The organism is Anabaena sp. UHCC 0253 (genome assembly GCF_009712085.1).
Taxonomy (GTDB): Bacteria; Cyanobacteriota; Cyanobacteriia; order Cyanobacteriales; family Nostocaceae; genus Dolichospermum.
This window is the reverse complement of sequence record NZ_VILD01000003.1, coordinates 285924-301173: the sequence shown is the minus strand read 5'-3', so window position 1 is coordinate 301173 and position 15250 is coordinate 285924. Positions and strand designations below refer to the sequence as shown.

Annotated in this window: 10 protein-coding genes and 3 pseudogenes; 4 read left to right on the top strand and 9 right to left on the bottom strand. The window is 36.9% G+C overall.

Going from position 1 to position 15250, the window contains the following annotated elements:
- The 4 genes and pseudogenes from FJR38_RS28375 to FJR38_RS29300 form a co-directional block, all read right to left on the bottom strand.
- Positions 1-550 (bottom strand): annotated as a pseudogene (locus tag FJR38_RS28375) (hypothetical protein); the annotation flags it as partial.
- A 24-nt stretch (positions 551-574) separates the two neighbouring features.
- Positions 575-1012, bottom strand: a complete 438-nt coding sequence (locus FJR38_RS09635; RefSeq protein ID WP_168536729.1) for a copper resistance protein CopC — start codon at positions 1010-1012, stop codon at positions 575-577.
- 66 nt (positions 1013-1078) lie between these two features.
- Positions 1079-4180, bottom strand: a complete 3102-nt coding sequence (locus tag FJR38_RS09630) for an efflux RND transporter permease subunit (RefSeq protein ID WP_168536727.1) — start codon at positions 4178-4180, stop codon at positions 1079-1081.
- A gap of 2 nt (positions 4181-4182) precedes the next feature.
- Positions 4183-5141: pseudogene (locus tag FJR38_RS29300) on the bottom strand (efflux RND transporter periplasmic adaptor subunit).
- An 833-nt stretch (positions 5142-5974) separates the two neighbouring features.
- Here FJR38_RS29300 and FJR38_RS09620 point away from each other — a divergent pair.
- A complete protein-coding gene (locus tag FJR38_RS09620) occupies positions 5975-6346 on the top strand; it encodes a four-helix bundle copper-binding protein (RefSeq protein WP_168536725.1) in 372 nt (123 codons plus the stop codon).
- A gap of 164 nt (positions 6347-6510) precedes the next feature.
- On the opposite strand, the gene FJR38_RS09615 is transcribed toward FJR38_RS09620, so the two are convergent.
- The gene (locus FJR38_RS09615; RefSeq protein WP_168536723.1) at positions 6511-8427 is read right to left on the bottom strand and encodes an ATP-binding protein; all 1917 of its coding nucleotides are present in this window, start codon (positions 8425-8427) and stop codon (positions 6511-6513) included.
- A gap of 355 nt (positions 8428-8782) precedes the next feature.
- On the opposite strand from FJR38_RS09615, the gene FJR38_RS09610 reads away from it, so the two are divergent.
- The 3 genes from FJR38_RS09610 to FJR38_RS09600 all read left to right on the top strand — a co-directional run bounded on the left by FJR38_RS09610 (position 8783) and on the right by FJR38_RS09600 (position 11317).
- Positions 8783-9475, top strand: a complete 693-nt coding sequence (locus FJR38_RS09610) for a RibD family protein (RefSeq protein WP_168536721.1) — start codon at positions 8783-8785, stop codon at positions 9473-9475.
- Positions 9476-9632: 157 nt separating this feature from the next.
- Entirely contained in the window at positions 9633-10817 is a 1185-nt protein-coding gene (locus FJR38_RS09605; protein ID WP_168536719.1) for a GNAT family N-acetyltransferase, read from the top strand.
- Positions 10818-10933: 116 nt separating this feature from the next.
- Complete coding sequence (locus tag FJR38_RS09600; protein WP_168495092.1) at positions 10934-11317, top strand: DUF4346 domain-containing protein; 384 nt, start codon at positions 10934-10936, stop codon at positions 11315-11317.
- 198 nt (positions 11318-11515) lie between these two features.
- On the opposite strand, the gene FJR38_RS09595 is transcribed toward FJR38_RS09600, so the two are convergent.
- The 4 genes and pseudogenes from FJR38_RS09595 to FJR38_RS09580 form a co-directional block, all read right to left on the bottom strand.
- Positions 11516-12685 (bottom strand): IscS subfamily cysteine desulfurase, encoded by a 1170-nt coding sequence (locus tag FJR38_RS09595; RefSeq protein ID WP_168536717.1) that lies wholly within the window; start codon positions 12683-12685, stop codon positions 11516-11518.
- 15 nt (positions 12686-12700) lie between these two features.
- Positions 12701-13327: pseudogene (locus FJR38_RS09590) on the bottom strand (type I restriction endonuclease).
- Positions 13328-13489: 162 nt separating this feature from the next.
- Positions 13490-13966, bottom strand: a complete 477-nt coding sequence (locus FJR38_RS09585) for a peroxiredoxin (protein ID WP_168495088.1) — start codon at positions 13964-13966, stop codon at positions 13490-13492.
- Between the two features lie 29 nt (positions 13967-13995).
- Positions 13996-14952, bottom strand: coding sequence for a ribonuclease Z (locus tag FJR38_RS09580; protein ID WP_168536715.1), 957 nt, complete (start codon positions 14950-14952; stop codon positions 13996-13998).
- Between the last annotated feature and the right edge of the window lie 298 nt (positions 14953-15250).

Here is a 15250-nt window from a genome sequence, read left to right as displayed (position 1 = left end):
CATATTTAGATAAACTTTTTAGGAAGGGGGAACTGAACCAGGAATAGAGATTTTTTGTTAATGATAAAGTCTCTGCTTGTCCAGCGGGTTTATAATCACTGAAAAGTGTATATTCTCCTGGTTGGGGAAAGTTGGCGCTGACTGCAAATTTACCATTTTCTTTATAGTCTGGGTGAATATGGTCGAAATGTTCTAAGTCATCACTAACAACTATTAAGTGCATTAGTTTTTCTTGGAAAATATCAAATTTACTGACTGGTTTTCCCGCTTCATCCTGAATATCAAGAATTAAGTCAATCGGTTGATTAGAAGTTAAGGTTTTAGGAGTAGTTAATTTAGCATTGGTAACTGTTTTTGGTTTTTGATCATGTTGTGAGTGATCCATAGAGTGTCCTTGATGATCACCCATAGGTTTTGTTTCTGGTTTTTCGGTTTTGGGAGTAGTTTCATTATTAGAAACTGGTGTTTCACCAGATTTAACTGTAGATGAACAACCAGAAGATACTAATAATGTTGTAGCTATGAAAATTCCTGTCAAAATACGTTTCATTTTGATATATTTCCTTGATTAAAATTAGCGGTTGAATGAAAATCTACCATTGACTTTTTCACCATTAATATCAGAAAGTACAACTACCTGATATTCACCTGCGGCTGATTCTGGTAAATCTGCTGCGTAGTGTTTACCTTCTTGATCATAGGTGAAATTGAGGGTTTTTTGTTCTCCTTTTGGTGTTTTAACTTGTGCTGTTACTTTTGCGTTAGGAATTATTTCATGTTTATCTCCAGAGAGAAGATAAAAATCTAAGTGTGTACCTTTATTTTCCGGTTCAGTTACAAATTCTAAATGATATTTACCAACTTCGACAACTTGACCTCCTTTACTGGGTTTGGTATGGTCTGTTTTAGCTACAGTTTCGGTTTTTGCTGCTGGTTCGCTATTGTTACAAGCACCTAGAAATAATATTCCTATACTTCCTAAAGTAACTAAGGTGAATTTAATTGATTTCATGGTTTTAATTCCTAATTTGATAATTTTTTTTGCACGCAGAGTCGCAGAGTCGCAGAGAGAGTTGGGTTAGTTTTTGGGAAGTAATGTTTTACCAAATTGAGAATATAAAGCGGGTAAAACTAATAGGGTTAATGCGGTGGATGTGAATAAACCTCCTAATACTACTATGGCTAAAGGTTGTAATATTTCTTTTCCTGCACCGCTACCAATTGTGAGGGGTATCATTCCTAATGCTGAAGTTAAAGCTGTCATGAGAATTGCTGTTAATCTTTCGTTTGAACCTTCTATTAAAATTTGCTTGATTGGTAAACCTTGGGAGAATTTATGATTGTAGTTTTCAACTAATAGTAATCCGTTACGGGTAGCGATTCCAAATAGGGTAATAAATCCCACTGTTGAGGCTACAGACATAACTCCTCCAGTTATAGCAATGGCAATTATGCCACCAATTAATGCTAATGGCAAGTTAATCAAAATCATGGCGGTGGCGGGAATTGATTTAACAGCAAAGTACATTAATATGGTGATAACAATTAAGGCAAATATTCCGGAAATTAATACTGTTTGGGTGGCTCTTTCTTCTGATTCAAATTGACCACCGTAGTCAATGAAGTATCCAGCCGGAAGTTGTACTTTTTGTTTAACTTCGGTGCGGATATCATTAATGACTGAACCTAAATCTCTACCGTTAACGTTGGCGGAAACTACTATTAAACGGGATACACTTTCTCTGTTAATAGTATTGGGTCCGGTGCTATAGGAAATTTGTGCTACTTGCGCTAAGGGAATTTTTTGATTATTTGGTGTATCAACTAATAAGTTACTAATGGTGTTGATGTTGTTTCTATCTTTTTCTTTTAACCAGACTAATAAATCAAAGGTTTGTTGTTGTTCTAATATTTGTGATACTACTTTACCATTCAGTGCAGTTTCAATTGTTTCTGCTAGTTCTCCAACTTTTAGACCATAACGAGCAGCGGCATTTCTGTCAAATTTGATTTGAATTTGTTTGATAGGTACTTGCTGTTCTAATTGCAAATCTACAACACCAGCAATCGGTTTTATTACTTCTTCAACTTGTTTACCTAAAATACGGAGTTGTTCTAAATCTGGTCCAAAGACTTTGACAGCGATCGCACTTCTCACTCCTGATAATACATGATCCATTAGGTGCGATATAAATCCGCCGATATTTACCGCTACTCCTGGTAATTTGGCAAATTCTGATCTTAATATCTCAATGGTTTTTTCTCTGTCTTTTATCCCCTCCAGGCTCATTTCCACATCCAATTCGGCAAAGTTTACACCCCCCACATCACTGTCACCTGGTGCGCGGCCGGAACGTAATTGTAAAACATCAAATCGTTGATTATCTTTAAGTGCATCTTGAATTGCTAAACCTGCGCGGTTGGTTGCTGCTAAGGAAGAACCGGGAAAAAGATTAGTAGAAATAACAAGCGATCGCTCTTGAAATTCTGGTAAAAATACTCTCCCTAAACTTGGTAAAATCACTAATGCAGCTACCATGGAACTGACTGCAATAACTAACACAATTTTAGGAAACTTAATTGCCAATAATAAAGCTGGTTGATAGAGTTTTTGAGAAATGCGAGAAACCCAAGTTTCATCCGATGGTAAATGGCAATTCACCAACAAAAAAGCGCACAAGGCTGGACTAACAGTTAACGCTACACAAGTAGAAGCAAGAATTGATAATAAATACGCTACACCCATCGGTGTGAAAATGCGACCTTCTACACCAGAAAGAGCAAAAATAGGTGCAAATACCACTGCAATAATTACAGTTGATAAAATTACACTGGTTCGCACTTCCACAGAAGAAGTAAATACAATTTCTAAAGGTGAAACTGGTGTTCCTGCTAATTGATTTTCTCGTAAACGGCGGTACGCTTGTTCCATATCAACAATTGAATCATCAACCACCGAACCTATAGCTACTGCTAGTCCTCCCAAGGTCATAGTATTAATACCTTGTCCTGTAAAATTGAGGATTACTAAACCTAATAATAAGGATAAAGGTATGGCACAAAGAGTAATAACAGCAGTCCGCCAATTCATTAAAAATAGAATCAAAATAATCGAGACAATAATAATCCCATCCCGCAGAGAATCTTCAACATTTTTAATGGATGCCTCAATAAAATCTTCCTGTCTAAAAGTGACATTAACTTTGACATCTTCAGGTAAACTGGCTGTAATTTCCGTCATGGCATTTTCTACAGCTTTTGTTACCGTTGGTGTATCTCTTCCCGGTTGTTTATTAACAGTTAAAACTATCGCTCTTTTGCCATTAAAACTAGCATCACCTCGTTGTAACGCCGCCCCAATTTCCACCTCAGCGACATTACTTAATAAAATTGGTATACCATTACGACTAGCTACTACAGATTGTTTCAGTTGTGCAATTGATTCAATTCTTCCTACACCTCTAATTAAAACTTCTTGATCAGAATTAGTTAAAAAACCACCGGGAGCATTCATATTTGCAGATGTAGCCGCTACTTGTACCTCATGTAAAGACACATTATAAGCTTGCAACTTGGCTGGATCTACTAATACTTGATATTGGCGAATATCACCACCTGATATGACCAACTGACTCACACCAGGAACAGCCAAAAGACGATTTGTAACTTGCCAATCAACAATTTTTCTCACTTCCATTAAAGAAGTATTATCTTTCCCCCCTTCCTCAATAGTAAAAGCATATTTAATAATTGTTCCCAACGGAGAACTAATAGGAGAAATTTGAGGATTCTCCACACCTTGAGGTAACTTACTCGTCACCTGTTGTAACCGTTCAGCTACCAATTGACGCGCTTGATAAATATCAGTATTCCAGGCAAAAACTACCCTCACAACCGAAATACTCACCGCAGAAGAAGAACGGACAACTTCCACCCCTGGAGTCCCATTAATTGCACTTTCAATAGGTAAAGTTACCAAAGATTCCACCTCTTCCGGCGCTAAACCTGGTGCTTCCGTTTGAATTTCTACTTGCGGTGGTGCAAAATCAGGAAACACATCTAAAGGCATTCTTGAAACCGTAAAAATCCCCCAAACAGTAATCAAAACCGCACCAATAACGACTAACCAACGTTGTGCAATTGACCACTTCAATACAGAATTTAATAAAGAATCAAACATTTTTACTTCACACGCTCCAACGTCTTCTCTGCGTCCTCTGCGTCTCTGCGTGAGCTTTTCTTATCTAATCTTCCCACCCAAAAACCCCCAACCATCAACACACCCCCAGCAGGTAAAACCCACCACCAAGGTAAACTTTGATTAACCGGATTTTCTGATATTTCTGTTTCCGATTCCTTAGCCTTATTCCCACCCCGCAAAGATTGAGCATATAATTGCATAGAACCTTGAGTTACTAACAAATCTCCGGCAAATAACCCCGATTTAACCTCAACTAAATCCCCGGAAGTTTCCCCTAAAATCACTTCTACAGGTTGATAATTTTCACCATTCTGCACATAAACCACCTGCTGATTATTCACATCTACAACCGATTGAGAAGGAATTGCTATAACTTCATTTGTAGTTTGATCTGTTAAAATTTCTAATTGTGCAAACATCCCAGGTTTTAAAAAACCGCCAGAATTAACTAATTCTGCTTTGACTGGAATCACACGCTTTTCATCTTCTACCACAGTACCAATTAAACTAACTTTCCCTAAAAAAGTTTGATTTGGTAAACTTGCAACTGTCACTCTAACTTGTTGATTTTTTTAATTTTTTCTAAATCTTTTTCATAAATATTCGCTGTAGCATAAACCCGATTATTATTAATAATAGTCATCAAAGGTTTACTATCAGCATCAACTGTCACCGTTTCCCCTAAAGTTACTGGTGTTTCGGAAACTATGCCAGAAATTGGCGCAATTACTGTTACTAATCCTTGAGAATTAGCCAAAGTTCCTAATTGTTGTAACCGCGCATTATAAGCAGCATTACTGAGACGAATTCGAGATTTAGCAACTTTAACAGATGATTGAGCGCGTTTTAATTGAGCTTCAGCTTCAATAACTTCTCGACGACTAGAAGCTTTAGTAAGTTGGGATTTGCCCTCTGCTAAATGTGCTTCTGACTCCAACATTTGCCGACGGGGAAGCGCACCATCTGCGACTAAAAGGCGATCGCGATCGTATCGTTCTTGTGCTACCTTAACTTCAGTCTGTGCTTGATTAATTTCCGCTTTGGCTATTTGCTGCTGACGTTCTAAATTTTGTTGTGCTAACTGGAAATCAGCTTGCGCTTGTTGTAAATCTGCTTCTGCTTCCGCACGTTTTTCTTGAGAACTAACCCGCAACTCTGCTAAATTAGAATTTGATATAACTGCAACAGTTTCACCTCTTTTGACAATAGCACCAGGTTTAACTAATAACTCAACAACTTTACCCTCAATTGGTGGAGTAACTGGTACTTTTTGATTGGGTAAAGTTTCAATTTTTCCCGTTGTTTTCATACCAATTGGTAGAATTTGCGGTTTTACAGATTTAACTATAATTCCAATGCGTTGAGCCGTTTGTGCATCAACACTAATTCCTTCTGGGGTAGTAAATTCTATATCAGTTTTAAACTCATGATTATGTCCAGGGTGTGCTGAAATTTTAGCTGGAATCACGGCGACAATAATATTGATAATTATCCCAGATATACAACCAATCCGCCAAAATTGTGGGTATGGTATTTTCTGTATTAAAAACTTATTCATGAAGCAATTCACTCACAGGAACATCACCACCTGATTATGTTTGCATACAAAAATGAAATTAGCATGAAATTTGAATTAAAACCGGATCTCTCATTAGGAAGACATAATTAATACACCATTAGTCAGACGCAGTTATTCTTTTTATTTTCTAAGGTGAAGTGCATAGGGTTTAATTACCTTATTGGTAAACTTAATCACTTCAATAGGCGGTAAATATGGCTATTCAACAACTCAACTTACAGCAAGTTAACTCACAAATACAGAACTGTATTCAAGATTGTTTAGATTGTTATAGTGTTTGCTTGAATACAGTGAGTACATATTGTGTTCATCAAGGTGGTATGCACGCCGAACCCGCTCATATTCGTCTCATGCTAGATTGCGCTGAAATTTGTCAAACCAGTGCTAATTTTATGTTAAGAAGTTCTGATCTTCATGTACGTACCTGTGCTACCTGCGCGGAAATTTGCGATCGCTGCGCCCAAAATTGCGATCGCTTCGGTGATGATTCCCAAATGAGAGCTTGTGCTGATATGTGTCGTCGCTGTGCAGAATCCTGTCGTCAAATGGCTTTAGCTAGAGCATAACTAAAATTAGTTTTTATTAATTTCTCCCCTAAATAAATCTAGGGGAGTTAGAATTTTTATAGCAACAGACAAGGCAGTTAGGACATAAACTAATTCTACAACTTAGACACTCAAAGGCTTATAAAACTGTCACCTGTCACCTGTTCCCTGTCACCTGCTATAATTCATCGCAGGGGTTTACTTCTAACTCCATGACTGACAACATCTTTTTTTTCTCCGTTAGGTAATAAAGCCAGATCAATCAAAGGTAATTTAATAATTACTGTTGTTCCTTGATTTAATCCCAAACTCTCTAAAGTGATTTTACCACCCATAAGTTCAATTAAATTCAGGGAAATTGCTAACCCTAATCCAGTCCCTTCAAACTTGCGGGTAGTTGTACCATCAACCATGACAAAGGGACGGAATAATTTACCTTGTTCTCCTGGATCAATCCCAATTCCTGTATCTTTAATAGATACTAAAACATAAGGTTGATGATTATTAAAATTAATATTTATACTAATTCTAATACTTCCTTCATCAGTAAATTTTGTCGCATTACTGATAACATTAATTAGCACTTGCTTGAGTTTAATATGATCAGCTTTTACTGGAATTGCTTTATCACCTATCTCACAAATTAATTGTAAACCTTTTTGTTGAATATTAACTGATTGTAAATTAATTACTTCTAGTAGTAATTGGCGTAAATCTAGAGGTATTGTAGTTACAGAAAGTTTACCAGCTTCTATTTTAGAAATATCCAACAAATCATTAATTATTCCTAATAAATGAATTGCGGTTTCATCAGCTCGCTTCAGAAATTCTAATTCTTCTTCTCGATCATCACACAAACCATCATGCACCAAACGCACACAGTTAATAATGATATTAAGTGGATTTCTTAATTCATGAGAGGTTGTGGCTAAAAACTGACTTTTAACCTTATTAGCTGATTTTGCTTCTTTCCAAGCTATTTCTAATTCTTCAGCCCAATCTTTTAGTCTTTCAACCATTTGGTCTAATGCTTGCGCTAGTTGGTTAAATTCCCGAATTTTGAAGTTTCTGGGGATGGGTTGTGCTGCGTGGTGACTATGAAGATTTACAGCATAATCTCGGAGTTCTTCTATTGGTCCTGCTAAGTAAGGAACTAAATACAAAGATGCGAATAAACTTGCACCAATTAAACCCACCGTTAAAACAATGAGAATTAGTTTAATTTCTTCTAAACCAAATAGTGCATTTTGTACAGTTGTCACTGCTAATACAATCCATTTTTGTGGCGGGTTTGTGGTTATAACTTGATTAGTAGCTGTATAACCAGTCACCATTTCTTGACCTTCAGGAAAGAAAAAATCGCTGGAATTACTATGTCCAGCCATAGCATTTTTAACGATGGTTTGTAACTCTTCTACATCGGTATAGTCTTTAATATTAGTACCGATTCTTTCGGTTAATGGATGAGCTAAAACTTTACCATCTTCAGCAATGACAATTAAAGAGCCAGAAAGTGAGCCTGGATGATTAGGCGGTTGTTGATACAATGTGGTTTTCATACTTAATAAATAAGCCACATTGCCACGTTGATTTAAAACAGGAATAGATAACAATAGCTGGAGTTGATTGTGCTTTTCTCTTTTTCCAGTTTTTCCAGGTTTGGGTGGTAAGATCACTTGCACATTAACATCGTTCCTGGTAAGAGATAAGTCTAAATCTGATGGGATAATTTCTTGATCATCACAGCTACTAGCAATTTTTTTATCTTGGTGGAGATACGCCAGTTGTAAACAATCTATTTTGCTTGGTAGTTGTTGTTTTAGGTTGTTAAAAAATTGTTGAATTTGTACAGATGAACCAGATTGAATAACTTTTGTTTGGCTGGCTGTAATTAAATTAGCTCGTAAAGCAGCAATATCATCACTAATTTTTTCTCCTTTATTAACTGCACTTTCTGTTAAATTCTGTCGAGCCGTATTTAAAAGACTAGAACGTGCTTTATTTAAAGCAACAATTTCTCCTATTAATAAAACCGGCACAAATACTAGCAGTATTCTTGTTACTAAAATTCGTCGAAATGACGACTGACGAGATTTAGCCATTGTTTGTTTCACTTCGCCTCTTCTAACCACAATAGCAAAAATATGCCATTACACTAGCCAAAGGAGACATTTTATAGTTGATGATAAATTTACGAGGAACTTATGTTACTAATTCCCAAAAAATGGCACAGGTAATAATTAGAAATTAAAAAAATCTTACATATTACCAGTATTATTTTAGATAACTAGTAACTTGAGCTATTAGTGTTTCGTAAGAATAAACATGATATACCAAAACTCATAAAAAGTAGCTTAAATATTGATTGTTGTTGCATATTAATATTGATGGGGTAAAATTACTCAAAATAGATTTTGTGAAAATCCATACACTAACAAAAAATATCAAAACTATCTAATGATGCAAGATCGTCCTCATACTACAGTAGTTCTAGCCATGAGTGCTGATGGCAAAATAGCAGATTTCAAGCGATCGCCTGCTCGATTTGGCTCAAGGGCTGATAAAGCACACCTAGAGAGACAAATTGCTGCTGCTGATGCCGTTTTAATTGGTGCTGCTACTCTTCGTGCCTACGGTACAACAATGATCATCTCAGAGCCAACACTTTTGCAACAAAGAATAACGGAAAATCAGCACCCCCAGCCTGTTCATATAGTGATTTCCCATTCTGCCAACCTCAATCCGGACATTAAATTTTTTCAACAACCGGTGAGACGTTGGCTACTGACAACCTCTCTCGGTGCTTGTTTTTGGCAAGAAGGTTCAACATTTGAAAAGGTGTTAGTTTTTGAAACTTTGACTGGAGAAATTGACATTTTGGCGGCTTTAAAATATTTAGCAAGTTTACAAATTACCCGTTTAGCTGTTTTGGGAGGAGGACAATTGGTAGCATCTTTCCTTGCATCTGATCTAATTGATGAAATTTGGCTCACTATTTGTCCACTAATTATAGGTGGTAGTACCGCAACTTCACCTGTAGAAGGAACAGGATTTTTATCCCATCTTGCTCCTAAGTTACAATTACTAGAAGTCTCTACAGTTGAACAAGAAGTTTTTCTCCACTATCGCCTGTTAAGAAATGCTGAATAATTGATAATTGACAATTGAGAGTTGTTTAATTTAAGGTTTAAAATCTTTCATTCCCAGGAATAAAAGAAAAAATCCTATTTCTTAATCCTCACACTCCAAGGACGTGCGCTACACTAGTTAAAGCTTTTGTTAATTATTATATTTTTACCAAAATACAATGTTCAAAGAACACAAGCCTCATTATTCTCTTGTTTGGACACACACAATTGCCGATATTCCCCAAACGGCTTGGGATGCTTTAGCGATAACGTTAAAAACCCCTTTTTTAGAGTGGGATTGGTTGAACAATTTGGAAATATCCCACAGTGCGATCGCCAATGCTGGATGGTTGCCAAATCATTTAATTTTGTGGCGAGATCAAACTTTAATTGCTGCTGCTCCATTATATTTAAAAGGACATAGCCAAGGAGAATTTGTTTTTGATCATCAGTGGGCAGAATTAGCCTCTCGCTTGGGAATAGAGTATTATCCAAAACTGCTGGGAATGACCCCATTTACTCCCGCTGAAGGTTATCGGTTTTTAATTGCTCCGGGAGAAGATGAGGAAGAAATTACAGCCTTAATGCTCCATGAAATTGATAGCTTTTGTGTTAAAAATCATATTTCTGGCTGTCATTTTCTCTATGTTGATCCACAATGGAGACCTCTTTTAGAAAAACAAGGTTTTACAACATGGCTACATCATAGTTATATTTGGGAAAATGCTAATTTTACCAACTTTGATGATTACTTAAAAGTATTTAATGCCAATCAAAGACGCAATATTAAACGAGAACGCAAAGCTGTAGAAAAAGCCGGATTGCGACTGCAAGCAATGACAGGTGATGAAATTCCCAAATCTATGTTTCCATTAATGTATGATTTTTATGCTGATACCTGCGATAAATTTGGCTGGTGGGGTAGCAAATATCTAACAAAGCGTTTTTTTGAACAATTACATCATAATTATCGTCATCGAGTCGTATTTTTTGCCGCTTATAATGAGCAAGATCAACGGCAACCCGTGGGAATGTCCTTTTGTTTATTTAAAGAAGATCAACTATATGGACGTTATTGGGGTAGCTTTCAAGAAATAGATTGCTTACATTTTGATGCTTGTTATTATGCACCAATTGAGTGGGCGATCGCTCACGGCATCCAAACTTTTGATCCCGGTGCAGGTGGTAGACATAAAAAACGCCGGGGTTTTCCTGCTACCCCTAATCATAGCCTCCATCGCTTTTACAACAACCGTTTAGGGCAAATTATCCTGCCTTGGGTTCGGGAAGTAAATCAAATGGAACAACAAGAAATAGATGGTATTAATGCAGAGTTACCTTTCACCGAAAGAATTCCCGAATAATAATGCTGGTCTAATATTTTCAGTCAAGCAATTTTTAAGAAAAATACGACACAACAATTACACTGGAGATGTAACATAAAAACACTCTCTCTATAAACTTACTTTTGACAATAGCTATGGCATTACTACTTGAAGATTTGACAGCAATTGATAATAAACTTTCTCAGCGTCATATTGATCTTGACCCCAATGGATATTTTATTATCTACATAGACCCCAATGAAAGATTAATTTATGCAAAACATTTCACCAATGTCATTGATGAACGCGGTTTAGCAGTAGATCCAGAAACAGGTAAAGTAATTCCTGCACGAGGAAAAGTAGAAAGAACCCACACAACCGTATTTAGTGGCAGAACCGCAAAAGAACTCTGTATCAAAGTTTTTGAAGAAACATCAGGTTGTCCTGTTACTTTCTTAGATCATGCAGCCTATTTAGGTCGAGAATTTGTCCGCGCTGAAATGGCTTTAGTCACAGGAAAAGAGTACATTCAGGATTAAGGATAGTTAATACAAATGGGTGAATAGTTTTGGGCGAATATAATTCACTGCTACACAAGCCAAGTCCACCTGCGTGGACTAATGAAAAATCGAGGGTTTGAAACCCACGGAGGTGGGTTTTGTCTGTGTAGCCGCGACTTCTAGTCGCCTTTTCAAACTAAAAATTTTCACCCATTTGTATTAACTAAACTTTTTAAGTTAACAACTAACAACTGACGCACTTCTTAAACCTTGAACCGTAGAAATTACCTGTTGGGCAACTTGATCAATTTCCTCAACAGTATTAAATCTCCCAATTCCAAACCGCACCGAAGCATAAGCTAATTTATCCGAATGTCCCAATGCTGTCAGCACATAGGAAGGAGCAACATTATTGGAAGAACAAGCAGAACCAGAAGATACAGCCATGATTGATTGTAAACCTAAAGAAAGTGCCGCACCGTCTACACCTTCAACACTAATATTTAAGTTTCCTGCTAATCGTTTTTGAGGGTGTCCATTTAAATGAATTCCTCCTACACTAGATAACTGTTTCCACAACCTTTCTTTTAATGCCATTAATCGTTGATTTTCGGTTTCTTGTTCGGCTATTGCAATTTCTACAGCTTTACCAAAACCAACAATTTGCGGTGTATATAACGTCCCCGAACGCATTCCTCTTTCATGTCCTCCCCCATGTTGTTGGCAAGCAAGTTTCACTCTAGGGTTACGTCTGCGGACATATAAAGCCCCAATCCCCTTGGGACCATAGACTTTATGGGCAGTCAGAGACATTAAATCAACATTCATCTCTTCCACATCTAAAGGTATTTTACCAATAGCTTGGGCTGCATCTGTGTGAAAAATAATTTGTCGTTGACGGCATAATTCTCCAATTTCAGCTATTGGTTGTAAAACCCCAATTTCATTATTAGCTGCCATCACTGATACTAAAATTGTATCATGACGCAAAGATTTTTCTAACAGATTTAAATCAATTAAACCATCTTTTTCAACAGGTAAAACTGTAATCCCGAAACCGAGACTTTTTAAATATTCACAAGGATCTAAAACAGCTTTATGTTCCGTGGCAATAGTCACAATATGTTGCCCTTTTTGGAAATAAGCTTCAGCAATACCTTTAATAGCTAAATTATTCGCTTCCGTTGCTCCGCTAGTAAAGACAATTTCTTCGGGTGTAGCATTAATCGCTTCTGCTAAAACTTCCCTTGCTTGTCTCACAGCAGCTTCAGATTCCCAACCATAAACATGACTAATACTAGCAGCATTACCAAACTTTTCTGTAAAGTAAGGAATCATAGCAGCCATTACCCTTTCATCAACGGGGGTAGTAGCATGACAATCGAGGTAGATAGGACGACTGGACATAATTAAAATTCAGTGTTAATTCAAAATTTGGCCTAGTTTTTTTAAGATTTGGAAAACTTGATAAAGTTCGTTTTCTCGCTTCAAAAGTGTAAATTGATCAGACAAAGCATATTAAGGTTTATTGATTTGAGAAAGTTTAAGAAAAATAAAATCACTGCCATTCATTACCAATCCAAATACGGGTTTTAAAGGATGAGGATTAGCCAGCATATAAGTAAGTGCCTGAGGTATGGCTTCTAACAGAGAAAAAATAGGTTTTTTAGACTCTATTACCAATAACCATAATTGTTGTTGAATCACTAAAACATCAATTCTTCCTCTGATAACTTCTTCTTGATCTTCAACTGCAATTTCTATTGATAATTCACTTCTAATAAAGAAAGGTTCATCATAAAATCCAGCTAAACCAAGTAAGGGAGATAAAACAACTAACTTTACTGTTTCTTCCGATAAAGGAGGACGTTTAACTAATCGAAGAAAATGAAATTTTACTCTGTCTAGATATTGTTTTTCTAAATCAGAGATTTCTGGTAAATTTCCTAACCATTCAGGAAAAAATGTTTCATTGTCGGTTTGTTCTAAACCAAATCTTGCTTCTAAATCGGCAATACCTATATTTTGCGCTTGGATGAATTGAACCATAATACAAATAATAGAATTGATATTCCTATTGTATAAGGTTGGAATCGTTATATTATTTCATTCACATAATTTGGTAAAGTAAAGTTTAAATTAATTAACATTTAGAAAATCAAATAGGAGTCCTATATATCAACAAAGTCCGATTGTTCGGACTACAAAACTTTAAAGAGCCGCTAATTCTTGAATTTTTTTGCATACAGCTTGAGCATGACCTTTAGTTTTCACATTAGGCCAAGTGTAGGCGATGATTTTATCAGGTGAAATCAAAAAAGTTGACCGAGCAACTCCCATATATTCTTTACCCATAAACTTCTTTAAACGCCACGCACCATAGGCTTCTATTAATTTATGTTCGGGATCAGTTAACAGGGTAATTGATAAATTATGTTTGTCAATAAATTTGCAATGAGATGTTGCCGAATCTGGGCTAACACCGATGATTTTTGTACCTAATGCGGTAAATTCTGAAGATAATTCCGTAAAATCTTGTGCTTCAGTAGTACAGCCTGGTGTATTATCTTTCGGGTAAAAATAGAGAACTATCCACTCATTCAGATCAGCAAGATTGATGATATTATTGTTTTGATCTGGTGTGGAAAAATCTGGTGCAGATTGTCCAATTTGGGGAATATTACTCATAATTAGGTTAAACAGGAATTATAGCAGAATTAGGCGATCGCACTTATGGGAATTTCTCGTCTTCTAGGGACATCGTAAACCAAAAAATCATGAGCCATGATTGTTTTAGGAAAAATTGCCCGTGCTTCTTTCAGTAAATCTTTTAACTCAATAGTATTTCCTGGCGCATAACGGGGACTAAAATGTGTCATTATTAGTTTACGCACTCCCGCACTATATGCTGTTTGTGCTGCCATTGTCGTTGTTGAATGTAATCTCTGAAAAGCCATCTCTGCATCTTGATGAGCAAAAGTTGCTTCATGAATTAATACATCTGCATCTTGTGCTAATTGTACTGCACCGTCACAATAAACCGTATCTGTACAATAGGCAATTTTTCGACCAATTTCAGTTGGTCCACATAATTCACTACCATTAATTACTCTTCCATCTGCAAGTGTTACTGTTTCACCGCGCTTGAGTTGTCCATAAATTGGACCAGAAGGAATTTCCAAGGCTTTGGCTTTATCTATATCAAAGCGTCCTGCTCGATCTTTTTCTGCTAATCTATAGCCAAAAGCAGTAATGCGATGATGTAAGGGTCCACAGCTAACTGTAAATTCATCATCTTCATAAATCACCCCCGGTTGAACAGTATGCACTTTGATGGGGTAAGAAAAATGGGTGTGAGAATAACGGGAAGCAGCTTGTAGGTATTCGTTTAATCCCGATGGTCCATAGATATCAACTTTTTCTACATTACCAGCTAAACCGCAACTAGCCAGCAATCCCATTAAGCCAAAAATATGATCACCGTGCATATGGGTGATAAAAATTCGGGATAGTTGGCTAATTTTTAAGTCACTCCGCAAAATTTGGTGCTGAGTTCCTTCCCCACAATCAAATAACCACAGTTCTGCCCGTTGTGGTAATCTGACTGCCACGCTAGAAACATTGCGTGATCTTGTAGGTACACCGGAACTTGTCCCTAAGAATGTGATCTGCACGGCGTTTGTCTGCTTTCCTCTTGCTCAATATAGTTCTTGATTCTCTATATTGGCACAGTTGTTGAGCAAAATGCGATCTGCAATCTGCTACAGCAGGAGTCGTAGGGACGTATTCCTGATGGAAGATGCAAGCATCAGTATTTGGTGTAAGGGCGTTCGCGAAGCGGGCTGTAAGCATCAGCATTTATAGCGGTATGCACTTGAGTGAGATACAGTCAGCAAATCGCAAAGCCTGTAGGGGCGCAGGGTCTGCGCCCTCGATTGTATTGCATCCTAGCGATAACCGCTATAGCATTTA

Excerpts from the sequence above, each read along its gene's own strand:
- FJR38_RS09635 (WP_168536729.1), bottom strand. The coding sequence starts at position 1,012 with ATGAAATCAATTAAATTCACCTTAGTTACTTTAGGAAGTATAGGAATA.
- FJR38_RS09615 (WP_168536723.1), bottom strand. The coding sequence starts at position 8,427 with ATGGCTAAATCTCGTCAGTCGTCATTTCGACGAATTTTAGTAACAAGA.
- FJR38_RS09630 (WP_168536727.1), bottom strand. The coding sequence starts at position 4,180 with ATGTTTGATTCTTTATTAAATTCTGTATTGAAGTGGTCAATTGCACAA.
- FJR38_RS09600 (WP_168495092.1), top strand. The coding sequence starts at position 10,934 with ATGGCATTACTACTTGAAGATTTGACAGCAATTGATAATAAACTTTCT.
- FJR38_RS09595 (WP_168536717.1), bottom strand. The coding sequence starts at position 12,685 with ATGTCCAGTCGTCCTATCTACCTCGATTGTCATGCTACTACCCCCGTT.
- FJR38_RS09610 (WP_168536721.1), top strand. The coding sequence starts at position 8,783 with ATGATGCAAGATCGTCCTCATACTACAGTAGTTCTAGCCATGAGTGCT.
- FJR38_RS09620 (WP_168536725.1), top strand. The coding sequence starts at position 5,975 with ATGGCTATTCAACAACTCAACTTACAGCAAGTTAACTCACAAATACAG.
- FJR38_RS09605 (WP_168536719.1), top strand. The coding sequence starts at position 9,633 with ATGTTCAAAGAACACAAGCCTCATTATTCTCTTGTTTGGACACACACA.
- FJR38_RS09585 (WP_168495088.1), bottom strand. The coding sequence starts at position 13,966 with ATGAGTAATATTCCCCAAATTGGACAATCTGCACCAGATTTTTCCACA.